Genomic DNA, 20,305 nt, shown 5'->3' with positions numbered 1-20,305 from the left:
CCCCCTGCGTAGCTAGGGGGCTAGATTCCCGCCTACGCGGGAATGACAGGGTAAAAACGTCATTGCGAGGAGCCGAAGGCGACGAAGCAATCTCTTGTTGATTTTTGGATTGCTCGTTGCTACTAAAGTAGCTCCTCGCAATGACAGAGAGGTTATCTAGAACATAATATTAGGAGTTAATATATGCTTGCTTCATATGCAGTAGACCCCAGCAATAGTAGGGGAAGATTGTTTAACGAATATCCTACAGCTTACAGAAATGAATTTGAACGAGATCATGATCGTATAATTCATTCAAAGGCTTTCAGGCGTTTGCAATATAAAACCCAGGTTTTCATTAATCATGAAGGCGATCATTATCGAAATCGTCTTACTCACTCAATTGAAGTTTCTACGGTTGCCCGTTCTATTGCTAAAACCCTTAATTTGTCAAGTGATTTGGCAGAAACTATAGGTCTTGCCCATGATCTTGGACATACTCCTTTCGGTCATGCAGGAGAGGTAGCTCTAAATAAGTGTATGCAAGATTATGGTGGATTCTCCCATAATGCTCATTCATTAAAGATTCTTACTAAAGTAGAGAAAAGATATGCAGCTTATGATGGATTAAATTTGACATGGGAAGTGCTAGAAGGAATTGTCAAACATAATGGTCCTTTAATAAATAATATACCTGAATATATATTAGAGTATGATTCACAACATAACCTTGACTTAACTCATTACTCCTCAGCTGAAGCCCAAATTGCTTCGTTAGCTGATGATATTAGTTATATTTCCCATGATTTAGAAGATAGTGTTGGTGCCAAGATTATTGACTTTAATCATCTAACGGAAATTAAATTTATTGATCAATATGCTTTTGAAATTAAGTCTCAGTTTAAAAATATAACAACAACTCAGCTTATATATGAAGTAGTACGTAAATTAATCAGCGATTTAATTGCTGATTTACTACTACAAACAAATAATAATCTACAGAAACAGAAAATAATTACAACCGATGATATACGCCATCTTGATTATCAGCTTGTTGATTTTACTGATGAAGCAAAAGAGCGTATAGTAAAAATTAAACAATTCTTGTATGATAAAGTATATAAGCATAATAAATTGACATCGATGCTTTTAAAGTGTCAAAGAATCGTACAAGATTTATTTAAGATATATATGGATAATATTGATTTACTACCATTTAGTTGGAAAGAATTAATTATACCAGGGAATACAAAATCTAAAGCTGGTATAGTAGCAGATTATATAGCTGGCATGACTGACCGGTTTGCTATTCAAGAGCATCAAGATATTTATTCCTTCAATTCTAATAATATTTAATTTATGAATATATTTAATAAATTACGTAACGATATCATTAGTGCAGGCAAAAAAATATGCGATAATGATGATGTGTTACAATTGGCAGCTGTTGAAATTCCTAAAGATAAGTTCAATGGTGATCTTTCAAGCAATATAGCTATGATTGTTGCAGCAAAACAAAATGTTAAACCTAAAGACTTAGCCATTAGATTTAAGGAAATATTAACATCCCTGCCATATATTGCCTCTATAGAAGTTGCTGGTCCAGGGTTTATTAATTTTACTATTAAAGCCGATATGTGGCATAACTCTATTAATGACATATTGCTAGATAAAGAGGAGTTTTTTAAGGTTAATTTTGGTAATAATCAAAAGGTCAATATTGAATACGTCTCTGCAAATCCAACTGGTCCTCTACATATTGGGCATGCTAGAGGAGCTGTGTATGGTGATGCTTTAGCCAAGGTTCTAGATAGTACTGGCTATATTGTTACCAAAGAATATTACCTTAATGATGCCGGCTCCCAAGTGGATGACTTAGCTAACTCAGTTATGTTACGCTATAAGCAAGCATTAACAAAAGAAGATATCGTGATACCAGCAGGGCTTTATCCTGGAGAATATTTGGTAGATATTGGGCAAAAGTTGGTAGAGAAATTTGGGGATAAATTATTAACAATGCCGGATAACCAACGCCATGAACTCGTTAAGGATTTTACAATAGAAGAAATGTTAGTGATAATTAAGCACGATTTAAAAGAGCTAGATGTTGAACACGAAGTATTTTTCTCAGAAAAATCACTGCATGATAGTGGCAAGATTGAGGAAGTTGTTCAGTTACTGACTAAAATGGGACTTATATATGATGGGCAGTTACCTCCTCCTAAAGGTAATGTAGATGAGCTTTGGGACTCAAGAACTCAGAGATTGTTTAAATCTACTGCTTTTGGCGATAATCAAGATAGACCAATAAAAAAATCTGATGGTAGTTGGTCATATTTTGCCTCTGATTTAGCTTATGCTAAGGATAAAATAGATCGTGGATTTGATCATCTAGTTTATGTTCTAGGAGCAGATCATTGTGGTTACGTAAAAAGAATTGAGGCGATAGTTAAGGCTCTTGGTGGAGAAAAAATTAAAGTTGATGTTAAAATTTGCCAGTTAGTAAACTTCGTGGAAAATGGTATTGCTGTAAAAATGTCGAAACGTAGCGGCAATTTTACTAATGTGCGAGATGTAACAAACGAGGTAGGTAAGGACATAATAAGATTTATAATGCTAACCCGTAAGAATGATATTACTCTTGACTTTGATCTAGCTAAAGTAAAAGAACAATCAAAGGATAATCCAGTATTTTATGTACAATATGCTTACGTTAGGACTATGTCTATACTGGAAAAAGCTAAAGAATCTATGCCAAAAGCATATAATAAGTTCTTAGAAAAAGAGTATGATTTATCTTTGCTTTCTACTGAAGAGGAAATTGAAATAATTAAGCTGCTTGCTTCATGGTCAAAAATTTTAGAAGTATCAGCGAAATATTTTGAACCACATAGAATAGCTTTTTATTTGATTAATTTAGCTTCAAAATTCCATGCTTTATGGAATTTTGGCAAAGAAAATAATGATTATCGGTTTTTAATTGAAGATAATATAGAGTTGACTGTTGCCCGCCTTGCTTTAGCAAAATCTATTCAAAAAATTATAAAAGTTGGTTTTGATGTTATAGGGGTGACGCCTATGAATAAAATGTAGTATAACTAATCTGATTAGCATTATACTCAAATGATTTGAGTATACACCAAATTCACAAACGTCATTGCGAGCGAACGTACGTGAACGTGGCAATCCATGAAGCTTATTATATGGATTGCTTCGTCGGTCTTGACCTCCTCGCAATGACGCCAGTTTATTATGGCTAAATGCTGATCGGGTTAGCTTATACGTTGTCTGATAAAGTTATTTATAAAAAATATGGTTAATCGTGTTTTTCTAATTATTATTTTTCTCTCAATACTTAGTGCTATTACATATTTAGTGTATACTAATTATAATCAAGATAGTGGTGGTCAGGTAGTGACGATTTACCATGATCAATCGCCGACAAAAGTTAAGCCACAAGATAGTGGGGGGATAGTAATACCAAATGCCAATAATATAATTTATGAGAATTTACAACAAAAAAAGATTAGTAAACCTATAACGTTGCAACCTGAACCGGAAAAGCCATTAAATATTACTAAACAAAAATCAGTACAAGGTGATGAAGATACTGATTCTATAGATACAATCTTATTTGATATAATAGAAACTGATCAGGTTAAGCATAAGAAACTCAAACTAAGTAAAAATGAAGATGGGACGGAAGTAATTTTACCTAATATAATAAAAAACGAATCGGTACAAACAGAGAGTTTAATAGAACAACAGCCTAATTCAAATAAGGTGGGTCTAAATATAATAAAAGTTACTGAATCGCATCGTAAGATCGATGATACGCAGTTATTAAATAAGTCAAATCAAGGGGGGTATAAAATCCAGATAGCTTCGGTAAAATCTGAATCAGAAGCCAACCAAGAAGGGGAGAGAATCAAAAAAAAATATGCGAAAATCCTTAATAATACGGTGATAAATATCAAAAAGATACAATCTGATAAAGGGAGTTTTTTCTATTTAGTCTTAGTAGGTAACTACCAAAATATAAACCAAGCTAAAGCTATATGCAAGAAACTCTCTGATAATCAGCAAGGCTGTATAATCACCAATCGTTGATAAAATTTATCAGCAAAGAAAAAATTAAGGTTTGTGATATTTCTCAATCATCCAATCTATAAATGTATTATCAACAGACTGCTTTTTTAGAGCATATTCGTATACTTCTTCCCGACTTCCGCAAGAAAATGTTGAAAGATGGAAAGAGATGATATGGAGGAGCCATAGAACTGGGAAATGATTTTTTCAGGCAGTTTGTTGTGCTATAACTATATTATTACATATTAATTCTACAGTTACCTACATGTACATACGTCGTAAAAAAACACCAAATAGTCCAAGGCAATCAATACAAGTGGTTGAAGGATACCGAGATAGCAAAGGTAATGTCAAACAACGTATTGTCCGACATTTAGGGGTATTCTTCGATGATGCAGAAGAAGCCAAATTAGTTGCATTAGCAGAGGATTTAATTGTAAAGATTAAAGCTATGTCAATTGATGAGAAGTTGGTGACGTCGTCACTCGTCGCTCGCCTAAATTATGCTTTAAAAATACCTTGGCTCTAATCCCTAACAAGCAAGTATATTATAGACTCAAAATCATATTTATTCGCAGCCAAAAAGAGCCAAATATAGAATTACTTTAGTTATTGCAGGTTATGGTGGTCTCCTTTGTCTAGACAAAAATTTAGCAATTTAGAGATATAATTCCCATGAAATTATTATTGTCACTATTATGCAACTTTTTGTTTATAGTACATCAAGCTAGGAGTCCTATACCCCAATGCTTGGTGCATTCTTTCGTGGTTATAAAAATCGATATATTCCTTAATAGCTGCTTTTGCCTCCTTTACAATTGTTAAAATTATTCGATAAATTTTTTCCTGTTTCAACGAACGCCAAAATCGCTCAATAAACACGTTGTCCAAAGCTCTACCTTTGCCATCCATACTTATTTGAATATTATATTTTTTTAAAATACAGATAAATTGCTCAGACGTAAATTGCACTCCTTGGTCTGTGTTAAAAATCTTTGGTATACCATATTGTTCTATAGCTTCCTCAAGAGCCTCTACACAAAAAGTACTTTCTAAACTAATAGATACCCGCCAGCTAAGTATATAACGACTGTGCCAATCCATAATGGCTACCAAATAAACAAATCCTTGTTGCAACCTTATGTAAGTGATATCTGAACACCATACTTGATTTGAGTATGTTCCCTCTAAATCTTTTAATAAATAAGGATATATTTTATGTGCCTGATTTCTTTTACTCAAATTCATTTTAGGATAAACAGCTTCAAGACCCATTATTTGGTAGTAACGTCTAACAGCTTTACGACCTACCGAAAAACCTTGGGCTTGTAAATATTTAGCCATCCGTCGCATACCATAATATGGATGCATAGTATAGGTCTCATCAATTATTGCCATGATCTTAAGTTCTTGTTCACTAATAGCAGTAGGTTGATAGTAGTAGGTTGACCTACTAATACCCAACAACTTACACTGTTGTATAATTGTTAATTTATTATGATTAGGCTCTATCATATTACACCTAACCTTTAAGTCCAAACAATGCAGATTTTTTTTTGAGCCAGTCACGCTCTACACTTAACTGTCCAATTTGTTCATATAGATTCTTGATTAACTCCTGCTGATTTGGATCAGCACTCTGTGTTTTACTCTTAAAGCCTTGTACTAATAATTCAAGCCCCTGTTTTTTCCAATTACTTATCTGCGTTGCATGAACACCATACTTACTAGTTATTTGGGCTATTGTTAGCTCGCCCTTGATTGTCTCTATGACAATTTTTGATTTCTCCTCAGCACTATATTGCCTTACTTGTTTTTTCATCTCTAGCTCTCCTTTTTTGCTAAAGAATTCTATCTCATTTCTTCTATTTTTGTGTCCAAAATATGGAGACCATTATAGGTAGTCCCTAGCTTTATAGTTATTAGCAGCTACTCCTTTACTATAGGCTATTCTTCTTTTAATTTTTTTATTTCTTCAATGGTTAGTTTTGTATATTTAACTATTTTTTCTATTGGTTGATTATCAATTAACATTTCTTTTGCTGTAGTTATTTTTTCTTCAGCTTTACCTTCAGCTTTACCCTCAGCTTTGCCTTCTTTAAAGCTTTCTTCTAAAGCAATATCTTCCGCATCTTCCTGCAATTTGCATCTTACATATAAATCGTATTCTGCTGGTGTTAGTCCATGCATCTCGATAACATGGTAAGCTTCTAATACCTTACTACTTTTAATTCCTACAGGGGGGGTATTTTCTTTTGTTGCATATTTAAATAGATGTAACCACTCATCGGCAATACTCAATAATGGTTGCTTAATATCTTTAAATTTTTTAAGCTCTATAAAGACATACGATATATCAAATATGTGTTGCTGTTTCTTAGTTGTTGTCTCAATAGTTTTATGAAAACTTATATATGGTACTTCTTCAGCAAATATTTTTGATTTCATTAATGATATTACTACTATCGGTAATAAATCATTGTGAGTCACCCCTTCTGTAAGTTGTTGAACATATGAATGAGCAGAATAATATTGTAATCTTTTTAAATAATCGGTTTCATTTCTTTTCTGCATCTCGATAATGTACCAATGATCTGACTCATCTTTAACTTTCAAATCAAATACACTTCTCTTACCTTGATGAATTCTAGGTAGGTGTTCTAATGAAAGAAAGTTGATTTCCTTAATTCTATGCTTTTCAGGTAAATCAAGAATACTATTAAGAAATTCTTTTAGCCTCTCCAGATCACTAAAGATTTTCTTAAATAGACTATCATTTGTTGGGTCTAAATATTTTTGCATATCAATTACTTCCTTCTTCTGAAATCTGCGAACATATATACAACCCGAATTCGATATAACAAGTTATTCCAAACTCGGTTATGTCTATAAATATAACAGATTTTTATGATCCACTAATAGCTATTTTCATTATTTTTACGATATGGCTTATTTTTTTCATTTTCTAATATAGAATTATTTTAGTTATTGCTATTACTTGGATTAAAAAGAAAATTAAATTCTTTCCAGCTATCGTAACGCTGAGGGTCTAGATTATTAATAGGGCTTGCTTGCCATACGGCTCTCATTGCACTGTCAGATAGAGCGTCACAAGCTGTTTTCGTTATATTTGGGCATATTGTTTCTTTTACTTTTACTTCTTTAACACTACCATCTTTATTTAAAGCAATATACAAAATTACCCTTAACTGCTCAAGATTTTGTATCCCAATAGGCTTACTCCATAATCTCTCTATTTGTTGCTTAATTAAAGATATTTCACTGATAGAAAGAGCTAACGTGTCATCGTATGAACCTTTCGATTCCTGAGTTTCTTTATTTTCTTTGGCTCTTGCTTGTTTATTTGACTTTGCATTAGAGCCTTCAGATGATTGCTCTAAATTTTTAAGCAAAGAATCTAAGTCGCTCTTATTAGGAATTTTCTTTTTTTTCTCAATTGGCTTCTTTACTTCTGTAGGCTTTTTCACTTCTGTAGGTTTCTTCTCTTCTATAGCCTTCTTTTTCTCGATAATAGGTTTTTCTTCTAGAGGCTTTTCTTCTTCAATAATAGGCTTCTCTTCAATGGACTTCTTCTCTTCTACCGGTTTGTCTTCTACCAATTTCTTTTCTTCAACAGCCTTCTCTACAGGTTTTTTCTCTTCTACATAGTCAGGTTTACTTTGCTCTACCTTTTTTGCATCTTGATTCTCTATAGCTTTTTCAGGCTGTTTAGTTTTATTGGGTACATTAGATTGATTACTAATCGGTAACATTTCAAAAACTATTACTTGCTCTTCAGGAAGCTTTTTAAACAATGATGGTAGACCAAATAAAAAGAAATAAATTATTAGTAAATGAAGTACTACCGAGCAAATAAAAGAGACAGAAACAATATTATTATTTTTCATTATATTTAATATTTGAAACTAGTGCTACTTTAGAAAAGCCAGCTGCATGGATTTCAGCTACAACACTAACTACCTCACCATAGGATACATTTTTATCTCCTCTTACAAAAATTCTAGTATCTTTTTTTTCTTTTGTAATATTAGTTAGCTTGCTAGCCAAATTTTGTCTTTCTATTTTAGATTCTAATAAATATAATTCTCCTTTATTGTTAATACTAATCACTAAAGGCTCATCTTGTCCTGACAGTGGGCTAGAAGTTGTTTCTGGTAAATCAACATTAATACCTGATACTAGCATTGGAGAGGTTATCATAAAGATAATTAACAATACTAGCATAACGTCAACGAGTGGTGTAACGTTAATCTCGCTGACTAAATTACTTCTTGCTCTTTGATTACCTAAGTTGCGTAATTGTATTGCCATTACATTTTTCCTTCATCTATAGCTCTTGATAATATAGAACTAAGCTCATTAATAAAATCATCGATTTTGTTGTTAATCTTAATTATTTGCGAGGAAAGGTAATTATAAAAAATCACTGCCGGAATTGCCGCAAATAAGCCAATTGCCGTTGCTAATAGAGCTTCTGCAATACCAGGCGCAACAACAGCAAGTGAGGTGTTTTTTGATGCTGCAATAGACTGAAAACTATGCATAATTCCCCAGACAGTACCCAACAATCCTATGAATGGTGTACTAGAAGCAACAGTTGCCAAAAAACCTAAATTTTGTTCTAATCTTTCAATTTCACGATTTCTGATCAAATACATAGATTGTATTATTCGCTCTTTATGACTAATTTTAAGTGCATCAGTGAGGTTTTTGGAACTTTGACGGTTACATTCATTCATCGCGGCTACAAAAACTGCAGCAAGAGGATTATTGATTGTTCTTTTGGTAGTTTCATATAATTGGTCTAAAACTGTTCCAGACCAAAAAGTAACTTCAAAAACTGCAATCTTCCTTCTTACCTGAATTAAATGGAGTATCTTATCTATAATAATAGTCCATGCCCAGATTGAGGCAATTACCAAAATTATCATAACAAATTTTCCGATGATATCAGATGACGATATCAGAGAAAAAATTGATGAACCACTTTGTGCTGTAATTTCTACAACATCATTAATATTGTTATTTGTACTCATTGTTGCCATTATATATTATTTAAAATGTTATTTTGAATAACTATATACAAAATCCCTGATAGGTACAATAAACTGTTTAACTTTATATAATTAAGTGCTAATAATATAGCAAATATTGCTAATATTCAAATGATTTGATATTAGTGTTAACGCGTTATTATGATAAAATGAAGTGACATGACTAAAAAAATTGTGGCAATTATTGGCAGACCCAATGTCGGAAAATCTACGCTCTTTAATCGTTTAGCTATCAGGAAAAAGGCAATCGTACATGATCTCCCTGGGGTAACACGCGACCGAAAATACGCTGATGCACAAATTGGCCCATTCGATTTTACGGTAATTGATACTCCTGGTTTAGAAGAAGCAGAAGATGAAAAATTAGAATATAGAATGATGCAACAAACTATGGAAGCGATTATAGAGGCAGATTTGCTATGTCTTGTGGTAGATGGCAAGGAGGGGGTGTTACCTGAAGATCAGTTTTTTGCTAATTTTATCAGAAGATATAATAAGAAATCTGTGTTAATCGTTAATAAATGTGAAGGACGATTTGACTTTGCTAAAGAATATTACAAGCTTGGTTTTGATAATGTAGTACCAATTTCTGCCGAACATGGTGTTGGTATGGCAGATTTATACGATGCAATAACTGAAGAATTAGAAAATGAAGATGGAGAGGAAGAATTAACTGACCAATTAACCGATCCAATAAAAGCTAACTATATACAAATAGTGGTGAGTGGTCGACCAAACGCAGGAAAATCTACTTTTATTAATAGCATTATTAACAATGAAAGATTATTAACAGGGCCTGAAGCCGGTATAACAAGAGAATCTATAGAAATTGATTGGCTATATAATGATAATAAATTTAAATTAATTGATACGGCTGGCTTAAGAAAAAAAGGAACGGTTACTAAATCCTTAGAAAAATTATCATCTTCTGACGCTATTAATAGCATCAAGTTTGCTAATACAGTTATTCTGATGGTTGATGCACGAACTCCTCTAGAACAACAAGATCTAAATATTGCCAATTATGTTATAGATCAAGGCAGAAGTTTGCTTATAGTAGTTAATAAGTGGGATCTGATTGAGAGAAGAGATCAGGATAAATTTAAAGAGGAATTTGCTTATAAGATAGAAACCAATCTACCGCAAGTTAGAGGATTGCCAATAATATTCATATCAGCCTTAAAAAAACATAATATTAATATGGTGCTAGATGAATCTATCAGAATTTATAATTTATGGAATAAAAAAATTACAACAAGTAAACTGAATGATTGGTTAGGTTTTGCCCTTGAACAGCATCCGTTACCCTTACAAAAAGGCGGGAGACGTGTTAGAATTAAATATATGACTCAAACAAAAATTCGTCCACCGACCTTTAAGCTATTTTCCAATAATCCTGAAAAAATCACTGATAGTTATACTAGGTACCTTATAAACAACTTGCGGGCAGCTTTTAATTTACCAGGTGTTCCAATAAGATTTATTTATACTAAAACTGAAAATCCATATGTAAAATCATAAACAGCACAGCTGTCGAAAGTTAGAACAGGAGGCAGGTAAGACTCGATAATCAAGTTTTTTGCAGATTTGAATGAAATATAGGACAATGGTTGTCATTCCTGCGAAAGTAGGTATCTAAAAATGCCCTGAGGTTATAGATTCCGCACCGAAGCGGGAATGACAGATTTTGTGTTTAAAGATAGATGTCGTGACTCGGATATATTCAAATTTCCTTCAAACAACCTACTATTTATAAGCTCTGCAAAAAAACTTGATTATCGAGTTATAGGCATCGCTCTATCGCTCTTAGCCCCAAATTCTCCTGAATTGACTATATTTTCCGGCGAGAATAGATATGATTTTTGTAAGAATAGTGTGCCTATTTCAAAAAAATCATGTTTATTCACAGCCAAAAAGAGCCAAATATAGAATTACTTTAGTTATTGTAGGCAGCCTCCTAGCATACTATGATTCTAACCTCATAAACAATTAACTCAGAATATCATCTAATACGGCTTGACTATTTTCATTCCACTCCCCTAATACTCCTCTTGCATCAGGATCGTTTGAATTTTGCCAAAGATGCTCATCATACATGCTATTAAGATAAGGATTATTTATAATTTCCGATCCAAAGTAATGTAAATTGAAAGAAAGCATATTGGACAACGTAGCAGAATCCAAATATCCTTCATCACCTTTTGTCGTTCCTATCATTCCCAATTCTGCAAATTGTTGTTGTATATCTTCTACGACCTCTTTAGAGTCAGCTTTCTTCTTCCATGATACTATAACTTCAGGGTAATCTTTAAGCTCTACGTCAGACCATAAACCCAAATTATGCTTAGAGAATTCTTTCCATGGAAAATATGGACCAGGTGCAATATGCCTTCCTACAGCCCAATCTGCTAAACCAACTATATTCGCACTCTCAATTTTATATTCATCACGTAAATATTTAGTTAGCAACAGGTTAGCTTCAAGTTGCTCTGCCGTTAGAGGTTCTTTACCGCTATTTATAGACATGATACTTATGCAATAATCATTCATAACATTCTTCATGTCATTTGGTATATCTTGATTTAACTTACTACCGGTTTTTAAAGATCCCTTTCCTGCAGCCCAAGGACTTTTACTATCCGGAACCAACTGATATATTAAACCATCTGTATCTATAATGTAATGCACAGATACGCCTGAACTTCTTAATTGAGTAATGTCTTGTCCCTCACGAAAAATCATTTTAGAAAATGCACTATTTAAAGAGCCAACAGAATAAGTCTGCATAATATATTGAGGAGAGGAGCCTTGCCTATCCGTAAAAATTACATTTATTATCTTCTATGCCTTTTTCCTGTCCTTTTGAAGCAAGTGAAAATCCTTCTGCATTATTTCTTAAATAATCTGTCAATATTTCTGGTTTTTTTGACATAACTTCTCCTCCTAAATTAAGTAGAACTTTAAGTTTAGTATTGATTTTTTATTAAGTCAATAGTCTTAATTAAAGTATTTCCGTTCTTTAGTTACTGTTTCATCTTCATTAGATGGTTTGTTATTTTGCCATTTTTTGGCAGATTCCCGTTTATTGTTATTAATATCAGCGTTATCTTTATAAGGCTCAGATTTATGATTAGTCGTAACGTTTGGAGTAACGGTAGCGTCAATATTTTTTATGGTTAACTTGGCTTTGCCTTTATTGTCAAAACCAATAAGTTTAACTTTTACCACATCACCATGTTTTAAAACACTAGACACAGACTCAATACGTTCCTTCGAGATTTCACTAATATGGATAAATCCATCACGATTACCTAAATAATTGATAAACGCTCCGGATTCTAATATTTTGACAACTGTTCCATTGAATATACCGCCAATTTCAGGTTCAATGGCAATTAACTTAATCTTGGCAATTGCCATATCTAGCTTTTCTTTGCCTATCGCAGAAACGGTTACATTACCATCGTCACTTATATCAATTTTAGCTGACGTTGTATCACAAATTTCACGTATTACTTTACCACCAGGTCCTATAACATCTCTAATTTTATCTTTATCAATTTTAAAGCTATAAATACAAGGAGCGTATTGGCTAACATGGTTATTGGTTTTATTAATAGCCTTATCCATTTCTTGTAGAATATGAATACGACCACTCTTTGCTTGAACTAAAGCCTGCTTCATTATTTCAAATGTTACGCCAGATATCTTAATATCCATTTGTAGGGCGGTTATGCCTTCCGTACCACCAGCTACTTTAAAATCCATATCTCCAAGATTATCTTCATCCCCAATAATATCAGATAAAATTACAAATTTATCGCCTTCTTTTATCAAGCCCATAGCAATACCTGCTATAGGGGTTTTGATCGGCACTCCAGCATCCATAAGCGCCATTGAACCGCCGCAAATAGTAGCCATGGATGATGAGCCATTACAGGAGGTAATTTCTGACACTACCCTAATGGTATAAGGGAATTGTTCTTTAGTTGGCAACATGCGGTTAATGGCTCTCCATGCTAGTTTGCCATGACCTATTTCTCTGCGACCAGGAGCCCTTACTGGCGTTGCTTCTCCTACTGAATAAGGAGGGAAAATATAGTTGAGCATAAAACGCTCTTTATATTCGCCGTCTAAACTATCAATAATTTGTTCATCTTGACCAGTGCCAAGTGTAGTAACTACTAAACTTTGTGTTTCTCCTCTAGTAAATAAGCTTGAACCATGTGTTTTTGGCAATATCGCAATTTCACAAGCTATGTTTCTTATGTCGGCAGGCTTTCTGCCATCTATACGAGTATTTTTCTTTAATACGTCCTGACGCAGTACTTCTGATTCTACTTCTTTAAGAGCAAATTCAATTTGTGAGTTAGTAAGATTATTATTCGCAATATCTTCTGCAAAGTGCTGCTTAATTATATCATAAATGTTCTTTACCGCTAATAGTCTTTCTTGTTTTAATTTAATAGCAAAAGCCCGCTTAATATCTTCTTGCACTATGCTGCTAATTTGTTCTTTTAAGCTAGCAGGGAACAAGCTAGTAGGCTGTAATTTAGGTTTTCCAGCAATTTTTACTAAGTCATTAATCAATTCGATTACAGGCTGTAATGCCTTGTGACCAAACTCAATAGCTTCTAACATTTGCTCTTCGGACAATAGATCGGCTTCAGACTCAACCATCATAACTGATGTGTCAGTTCCTGCCACTACTAAGTCTAGTTTACTAGTCTTTAACTGGTTAAATGAAGGGTTTAGGATAAAATTACCATCTATCAAACCGACTCTGCTGGCTGCTACTATATGTTGATATGGTGCTGCAGATAAAGCTAATGCAGCAGATGCTCCAATAATTGCTAGTATATCACTATTACACTCAGGGTCATATGAAAGAACAGTACAGATTACTTGCGTTTCATTAAGAAAAGCTGGGTGAAATAATGGTCTAATTGGTCGATCAATCAATCGTGAGACTAATACTTCTTTTTCCGATCCTTTACCTTCTCTTTTAAAAAACCCCCCTGGTATTTTACCAGCAGCAAATGCCATTTCTTTATAATGGATAGTAAGAGGAAAGAATCCTATTCCTTCTTTTGGCTCTTTGGCACTTACGGCAGTACACAATAAGACAGTTCCTCCCATTTTTACCATAACTGCTCCATCAGCTTGACGAGCAATTTTACCAGTCGTTAATTCAAGTGTTCTTCCACCTAATTCTATTGTTTTAACTATTTCTTCAAACATTCTTTTTCCTTATTTAATTAACAAAAAAACCCGGCTAATTTTTGATTCTTTAGCCGGGTTTTATTTTACTTTCTTATTCCTAGTTTATTGATCAACGACAAATATCTGCTTAAACTTTGTTTTTTGATGTAATCTAATAATCGACGTCTACGACCAACTAACATTAATAATCCCCTTCTCGAGGAAAAATCTTTGTGATTAGTTTTAAAATGCTCTGTTAAATTGCTGATTCTTTCAGTTAGAATTGCACATTGCACTTCACTAGAACCAGTATCATTTTCTTTAGTAGCATATTCTGCAATTAATTGTTGCTTACGCTGTGTTGTAACCGACATCAGTAATCTCCATGTTTATTTTATAGGTTAAATACTCGTAAAGAATTAAAGCAATTTTCACTCAAGCTACCAATTGCCAACAGAGAGTCTTGATATCGAATCCAAACTAATTCAATCTTTTCAAGACAATCAAAATAACATTTCTGACCATAAATAATTTTTTTAGCTTGGTCAGTAGTAGCATCAAGTACCAGGATGTCGTCCAGTACTGCTTCAATTTTTATACTTCTTTTTTCAAGAAATTCTTTTATTCCTTGATTTTGTTCATCAAGTTCTGTTAATTTAATAGCATTACATGCTGTAAATATTCCAACTTTAGTACGCTGTAATTCTAGCACAAATGCTAAACTTTGCAAGGATAAAGCAATATCTTCTGCTAAAGTTCTTACATACGTTCCCTTAGAGCATTCTACCCTATAGGTAGCTTGATTATTTTGACGATCAAAATTAAGGCATTCCAAATTATATATTTGGATATTCCTAGGGGTTAATTCTACTGCCAAATTTTCTCGGGCTAATTTATAAGATCTAACACCGTTAACTTTTATCGCAGAAAAGGCAGGGGGACGCTGTTTAATCGTAGCTATGAATTTTTTACAGATATTATGACAATCGGTTTCGTTAGGAATATGATCAGTAACAGCTATTACTTTACCTGAGGCATCTGCTGTATCAGTTTGTTTACCAAACTGCACCGTAAAAATGTAGGTTTTTTTTGCATCTACCAGAATTCGTACCAACTTTGTTGCTTCACCAATTGCCAAAGGTAATACCCCTTCCGCTTCAACATCTAAGGTTCCGCAATGACCAACTTTAACTCCTAAAAGGTTTTTTTTAACTATAGAAACAAGCTTTGCTGAGCTGATACCCTTAGGTTTATAGATATTAAGCCAATAATTATTATGATGAAACATCAGTAGCATTCCTTGTATTTAGATTTACTATCTCACCTTACGTATAAACCTCATGACAATTTAAAAATTCCAAAAGAGTACAGACGCTATTAGCAAGACCACTACGTGGTCGTGGCAATTGTAAGTTAAAAGTATGATATAATAGATATTGAAGTCAATGTAAATAATGATTTACTCACCTTACTCATGGCATTTAAAAGTAATATAGAAAATAGCTTGGCGTCATTGCGAGAAGCTACTTTAGTAGCGACGAAGCAATCTAATGAATGTGGATTGCTTCGACCACTACGTGGTCTCGCAATGACGTTTTGTACTTTTCCGGAATTTTTAAATTGTTATGTAGTTTATGCGTAAGGTGAGTATATAATCAGATATAATATTACTTCGTCATTGATTTTTTACAATATTTTTCTAATAACGCTTAGTGTACGCTATAATTGTTGTATACTCATCATTAGAGCTTGACCTTTAGTTAAAAACTGATTATGCAAGAGATAGACAATTAATTATTATATACATGTTTCTATTAGAGTTAAAAAAAATAAATGGGACTCTTGACACTATGCATTTTATCGGCATTGGGGGAATTGGTATGAGCGGCATTGCCGAAATACTACATAATCTCGGATATAAAGTGCAAGGTTCTGATATAGCTGAAAATTATAATACCACAAGACTAGAAAATAATGGTATTAAGGTTTTCCTTGGTCATCAAGCTCAGAATATTACTGATGTTTCATATGTAGTGGTCTCGTCGGCTATTAATAAAGATAATCCTGAAATTCAGGAAGCTATACGTAAAAAAATACCAATAATTAGGCGAGCTGAAATGCTAGCTGAATTAATGAGGCTAAAATGTTCCATAGCAATTTCTGGTTCGCATGGTAAAACTACGACTACATCACTCGTTGCCTGTTTATTTGAAGCGGCTGGGCTTTGCCCAACGCTAATTAATGGTGGTATTATTAATAATATATCCACCAATGCATATCTTGGATCTGGGAATTATCTAATAGCTGAAGCCGATGAATCTGATGCAACTTTCATTCACATACCATCAACGATCGCAGTAATAACTAATATCGATCCGGAACATCTAGATTTTTATAAGGATTTTGATAGTTTAATTAAAGCTTTTAAGAGTTTTGTAACTAATTTACCATTTTATGGTTTTGCCGTGGCTTGTATTGATCACCAAATTGTTAGAAAACTAGTAAATGACATATTTGAGCGTAGAATCATAACTTATGGAATAGACTCAAATGATGCCAACATACAAGCCTTTAATTTAAACTCTGATATTGAATCATCAACTTTTGATGTGCGAATTAGTCTACCTAACGTAAATGGGGTAACAACTATCGAACACATCACCTTACCTACTCCGGGAAGGCATAATATCCTTAATGCTCTTGCGGCTATCGCGATAGCCGTAGAGCTTGATTTTGGTATTAAAATTATTAAAAATGGATTTAATAGCTTTAAAGGGATAAAACGCAGATTCACTAAAGTAGCCGAATATAATAACGCTACGATAATTGATGATTATGCTCACCATCCGGAAGAAGTAAAAGCTACACTTGCTACGGCAAGAAATATTGCTAATAAGCAAAATAGTAAAGTTATAGCAATCTTCCAACCACATAGATACTCAAGGGTTAAATATTTGTTTGATGATTTTATAACTTGCTTTTTTGATGCTGATCAGCTGTATATCACAGATATATATGCTGCCGGTGAACAGCCAATAGACGGTATAACGGGAAGAATTTTAGTAGACAAAATCAAGGATACTAAATCTCATTCGATGGTATCATTTATCGAGAATCACCAGGATATAGCTGGTCTTATTGCCAAGGAAGCTATGCCAAATGATATAATAATTATGATGGGTGCTGGGAGTATTTCTGCTTGGGCAAATAATTTGCATCAGCAATTTACCCAAGAACGTCATTGCGAGGAGGCATAAGCCGACGAAGCAATCCAAAAATTAGAATAAATCTGTAAAGTAGATATTTTATAATTATGCAAATAGCTGGTGAATATAAAAATAATTACAATTTAAGTCATTTAACTTGGTTTAAAGTTGGTGGATCTGCGGAGATATTTTTTAAACCATTAGATTCATCAAGCTTAGCAGATTTTGTCGCACAAAACCAACAACAGAGACCAATAACTGTTTTAGGGGCTGGATCAAATATTATTATTAGAGACGGTGGTATAGAGGGGGTTGTGATAAAACTTGGTCAGAATTTTACCAATATAGAATTAATGCCAGACCACCAATTACCGGCAGGGCAATTATCGGTAGGAAGTAGTTGCCTTAATTTTAATCTTGCTAAATTTTGTCAAATACATTCAATTACTGGTTTTGAGTTTCTAAGTGGTATACCAGGTACTATAGGTGGTGGAGTGGTAATGAACGCCGGTGCCTATAACTCGGAATTTAAAGATATTATCCTAGCAATTGAAGCAATAGACTCTAGAGGTAATTTTATTACCATCCCTAACGAAGAAATAGGTTTTAAATATCGAGGTAATAATTTACCACAAGATTTGATTATAACCAAAGCTATATTTAAGACAACGATGGGGGACAGTAATACGATCCTAGAAAAAATGAATGAAATAAGTAAAAATAGACTAGCAAGCCAACCAATTAAAGAACGTACTGGTGGTAGTACATTTGCTAATCCAGAAAATCATAAAGCATGGCAACTAATCGATAAAGCCGGCATGAGGGGATACAAAATTGGTGGGGCTTCCATCTCGCAACTACATTGTAACTTTATGATAAACCATGGCAATGCCTCTGCTGGTGATTTAGAAAATCTTGGGGATCTTGTTAAAAAAAGAGTATTTGAAAATAGTGGGATTGATCTAAAATGGGAAATTAAAAGAATAGGGAAATATGCATAAATATCAAACAAGTTTTATTGCTAATTCTAAGGTTACAATATTGAGTGATAAAGGAAAAAAACATGTGGCGGTAGTAGGTGGCGGTATGTCGGCTGAACGAGAAGTTTCTTTAGTATCATCTTCGGGAGTTAACAAAGCTTTGGTAGATAGTGGATATAAAGTTACTTTTATAGATATGGGAGTAGACATTGCCTCGGTACTTTTACAGATAAAACCGGATATAGTTTATAATTGTTTACATGGTACTTATGGCGAAGATGGTTGTTTGCCTGGGTTACTCAATATCTTGCGAATTCCTTATACTCATAGTGGGGTTCTCGCTTCTTCTTTAGCATTTAGTAAAATACATGCAAAAGCATGGTTTGTTGCTAATGATATTAAGGTAGCCAAGCATATTGTCGTTAATAAATCTGATAACATTAAGGCCGATCCTATGCCAAGACCCTATGTTATAAAACCTATTGCCCAGGGATCAAGTATAGGCGTTGAAGTAATATTTGCTGAAGATGATTTTAACTTTGCTGATTATGATTTTCCTTATGGTGATCAGGTAATGATTGAAGAATATATTAAGGGGCGAGAAATGCAAGTAGCCGTTTTAAACGGCGAAGCCTTAGGGGTATTGGAAATAAAACTCCTGAAACAGCGTTTTTATGATTATGATACTAAATACACTGATGGATTTGCCCAGCATTTATGTCCAGCTCCATTACCACAAAATATATATAATGAGTTACTAGAAGAGTCGGAAAGAACATATCAAACCATGAATTGTAGAGGTGTGGCTAGAGCAGAGTTTATTTTTGACGAAAGTAAGAATGAAATTTTTACTATAGAAATTAATACCCATCCTGGTATGACTCCCTTATCGATTATACCAGAAATAGCTGCTTTACAGGGAATGGATTTCCGCTCGCTAGTGGAAAGAATCTTAGAAACAGCATGTATTGACACATGAAGAGGAATAAAGCGTCTAATAAGAAGAAAAAAGCCAATATACCTTTACGACGAAAGTTGGCAATGGTGTATATTAGAGTGGTATTTTTTATTAAAATTACCCTAGTAGTTTTGTTGTCTTCATTTTTCTTTACCAACTATTTTGCTCCTGTAAGACAAGAAATTATCCAAAATATTTATGAATTCACTTCTGATATTAGCTTTAGACTTGAAAATGTTTTAATAGAAGGGCAATATAATACTAAGGAAGAAGATATATTAGCAACTTTAAATGCTGATAAGGGTACGCCTATTCTTTCTTTAGACCTAGGAACAATAAAGAGTAATTTGCAACGCAATCCTTGGATTAAAAATGTTGTAATTATTGAGAGAAGATTACCTAATACTATTTACATAAGATTAACTGAGAGAGTGCCAATTGCTATCTGGCAATTTAACGAGAAAGTTTTCCTTATTGATGAAGAAGGATATAAAATTACTACTGATATAGGTACTTTCACTAATCTTCCTCATGTTGTAGGATTGGATGCTAATATTTATACTAACAAATTAATTCAAGATTTAGCAAAATACCCTGAACTAGCTAAGAAAATTGTCTCTTCGGTACTTTATGGGAAAAGACGATGGAATTTAAATCTAGAGCAAGGTATAACTGTTAAAATGCCAGATTCTGGGTTTGATCGTGCTTTAGATTACCTTGCAGGATTGGATATGAAAAATCTATTATTTAATCAAAATTATAAAACTATAGATTTACGAGATTTGAGTAAGTTTTATATAGAAAAATATTAAGAAT

At 33.4% G+C, this 20,305-nt stretch carries 20 protein-coding genes; 9 read left to right on the top strand and 11 right to left on the bottom strand.

The features are described from left to right. The first annotated feature begins 183 nt into the window (after window positions 1–183). The 4 genes from AAGD20_RS02815 (at window position 184) to AAGD20_RS02800 (ending at window position 4,597) form a co-directional block, all read left to right on the top strand. Window positions 184–1,335, top strand: coding sequence for a deoxyguanosinetriphosphate triphosphohydrolase (locus AAGD20_RS02815; RefSeq protein WP_094649310.1), 1,152 nt, complete (start codon window positions 184–186; stop codon window positions 1,333–1,335). Window positions 1,336–1,338: 3 nt separating this feature from the next. Beyond that, complete coding sequence (argS, locus tag AAGD20_RS02810) at window positions 1,339–3,072, top strand: arginine--tRNA ligase (protein ID WP_341749309.1); 1,734 nt, start codon at window positions 1,339–1,341, stop codon at window positions 3,070–3,072. 219 nt (window positions 3,073–3,291) lie between these two features. Then, complete coding sequence (locus tag AAGD20_RS02805; protein WP_341749308.1) at window positions 3,292–4,089, top strand: SPOR domain-containing protein; 798 nt, start codon at window positions 3,292–3,294, stop codon at window positions 4,087–4,089. Between the two features lie 244 nt (window positions 4,090–4,333). After that, a complete protein-coding gene (locus AAGD20_RS02800; protein WP_094649307.1) occupies window positions 4,334–4,597 on the top strand; it encodes a hypothetical protein in 264 nt (87 codons plus the stop codon). A gap of 167 nt (window positions 4,598–4,764) precedes the next feature. Here AAGD20_RS02800 and AAGD20_RS02795 read toward each other — a convergent pair whose 3' ends face one another. From AAGD20_RS02795 to tolQ, 6 genes are all read right to left on the bottom strand, one after another. Continuing rightward, the gene (locus AAGD20_RS02795; RefSeq protein ID WP_341748686.1) at window positions 4,765–5,583 is read right to left on the bottom strand and encodes an IS3 family transposase; all 819 of its coding nucleotides are present in this window, start codon (window positions 5,581–5,583) and stop codon (window positions 4,765–4,767) included. A 7-nt stretch (window positions 5,584–5,590) separates the two neighbouring features. After that, window positions 5,591–5,890, bottom strand: a complete 300-nt coding sequence (locus AAGD20_RS02790; protein ID WP_341748685.1) for a transposase — start codon at window positions 5,888–5,890, stop codon at window positions 5,591–5,593. A gap of 125 nt (window positions 5,891–6,015) precedes the next feature. Then, window positions 6,016–6,870 (bottom strand): Rpn family recombination-promoting nuclease/putative transposase, encoded by an 855-nt coding sequence (locus AAGD20_RS02785; RefSeq protein ID WP_341749307.1) that lies wholly within the window; start codon window positions 6,868–6,870, stop codon window positions 6,016–6,018. 179 nt (window positions 6,871–7,049) lie between these two features. Beyond that, entirely contained in the window at window positions 7,050–7,976 is a 927-nt protein-coding gene (locus AAGD20_RS02780; protein WP_341749306.1) for an energy transducer TonB, read from the bottom strand. Further along, complete coding sequence (tolR, locus tag AAGD20_RS02775) at window positions 7,966–8,400, bottom strand: protein TolR (RefSeq protein WP_094649070.1); 435 nt, start codon at window positions 8,398–8,400, stop codon at window positions 7,966–7,968. The genes AAGD20_RS02780 and tolR overlap by 11 nt, the downstream gene beginning before the upstream one ends. Next, window positions 8,400–9,125: a protein TolQ gene (tolQ, locus tag AAGD20_RS02770; protein ID WP_094649069.1), complete on the bottom strand. Its 726-nt coding sequence runs from the start codon at window positions 9,123–9,125 to the stop codon at window positions 8,400–8,402. Before tolQ ends, tolR begins: the two co-directional genes overlap by 1 nt. 177 nt (window positions 9,126–9,302) lie before the next feature. On the opposite strand from tolQ, the gene der reads away from it, so the two are divergent. Then, complete coding sequence (gene der, locus AAGD20_RS02765; RefSeq protein ID WP_341749305.1) at window positions 9,303–10,664, top strand: ribosome biogenesis GTPase Der; 1,362 nt, start codon at window positions 9,303–9,305, stop codon at window positions 10,662–10,664. Between the two features lie 254 nt (window positions 10,665–10,918). On the opposite strand, the gene AAGD20_RS02760 is transcribed toward der, so the two are convergent. The 5 genes from AAGD20_RS02760 to truB all read right to left on the bottom strand — a co-directional run bounded on the left by AAGD20_RS02760 (window position 10,919) and on the right by truB (window position 15,633). After that, complete coding sequence (locus AAGD20_RS02760; RefSeq protein WP_341749304.1) at window positions 10,919–11,050, bottom strand: hypothetical protein; 132 nt, start codon at window positions 11,048–11,050, stop codon at window positions 10,919–10,921. Window positions 11,051–11,132: 82 nt separating this feature from the next. Continuing rightward, the gene (locus tag AAGD20_RS02755) at window positions 11,133–11,969 is read right to left on the bottom strand and encodes an N-acetylmuramoyl-L-alanine amidase (RefSeq protein WP_341749431.1); all 837 of its coding nucleotides are present in this window, start codon (window positions 11,967–11,969) and stop codon (window positions 11,133–11,135) included. 171 nt (window positions 11,970–12,140) lie between these two features. Then, a complete protein-coding gene (gene pnp / locus AAGD20_RS02750) occupies window positions 12,141–14,384 on the bottom strand; it encodes a polyribonucleotide nucleotidyltransferase (protein WP_341749303.1) in 2,244 nt (747 codons plus the stop codon). Window positions 14,385–14,449: 65 nt separating this feature from the next. After that, window positions 14,450–14,719: a 30S ribosomal protein S15 gene (gene rpsO, locus AAGD20_RS02745; protein WP_341749302.1), complete on the bottom strand. Its 270-nt coding sequence runs from the start codon at window positions 14,717–14,719 to the stop codon at window positions 14,450–14,452. Between the two features lie 20 nt (window positions 14,720–14,739). Continuing rightward, entirely contained in the window at window positions 14,740–15,633 is an 894-nt protein-coding gene (truB, locus tag AAGD20_RS02740; protein WP_341749301.1) for a tRNA pseudouridine(55) synthase TruB, read from the bottom strand. A gap of 517 nt (window positions 15,634–16,150) precedes the next feature. Between truB and murC the strand changes: the two genes are divergently transcribed. From murC to AAGD20_RS02720, 4 genes are read left to right on the top strand one after another with little or no spacing between them, the layout of a single operon-like run. Further along, on the top strand, window positions 16,151–17,602 hold the full coding sequence (gene murC, locus AAGD20_RS02735) for a UDP-N-acetylmuramate--L-alanine ligase (protein WP_341749300.1): 1,452 nt from the start codon (window positions 16,151–16,153) through the stop codon (window positions 17,600–17,602). A gap of 56 nt (window positions 17,603–17,658) precedes the next feature. After that, on the top strand, window positions 17,659–18,552 hold the full coding sequence (murB, locus tag AAGD20_RS02730) for a UDP-N-acetylmuramate dehydrogenase (protein ID WP_341749299.1): 894 nt from the start codon (window positions 17,659–17,661) through the stop codon (window positions 18,550–18,552). Then, window positions 18,545–19,510, top strand: a complete 966-nt coding sequence (locus AAGD20_RS02725; RefSeq protein ID WP_341749298.1) for a D-alanine--D-alanine ligase — start codon at window positions 18,545–18,547, stop codon at window positions 19,508–19,510. Before murB ends, AAGD20_RS02725 begins: the two co-directional genes overlap by 8 nt. Continuing rightward, window positions 19,507–20,301: a cell division protein FtsQ/DivIB gene (locus AAGD20_RS02720; RefSeq protein ID WP_341749297.1), complete on the top strand. Its 795-nt coding sequence runs from the start codon at window positions 19,507–19,509 to the stop codon at window positions 20,299–20,301. The genes AAGD20_RS02725 and AAGD20_RS02720 overlap by 4 nt, the downstream gene beginning before the upstream one ends. Window positions 20,302–20,305 lie beyond the last annotated feature (4 nt).

The sequence above is a fragment of the Candidatus Tisiphia endosymbiont of Sialis lutaria genome, from assembly GCF_964026535.1.
Taxonomy (GTDB): domain Bacteria; phylum Pseudomonadota; class Alphaproteobacteria; order Rickettsiales; family Rickettsiaceae; genus Tisiphia.
Note: the sequence above shows the minus strand (reverse complement) of the source record. Positions and strands in the feature narration are given on the sequence as shown.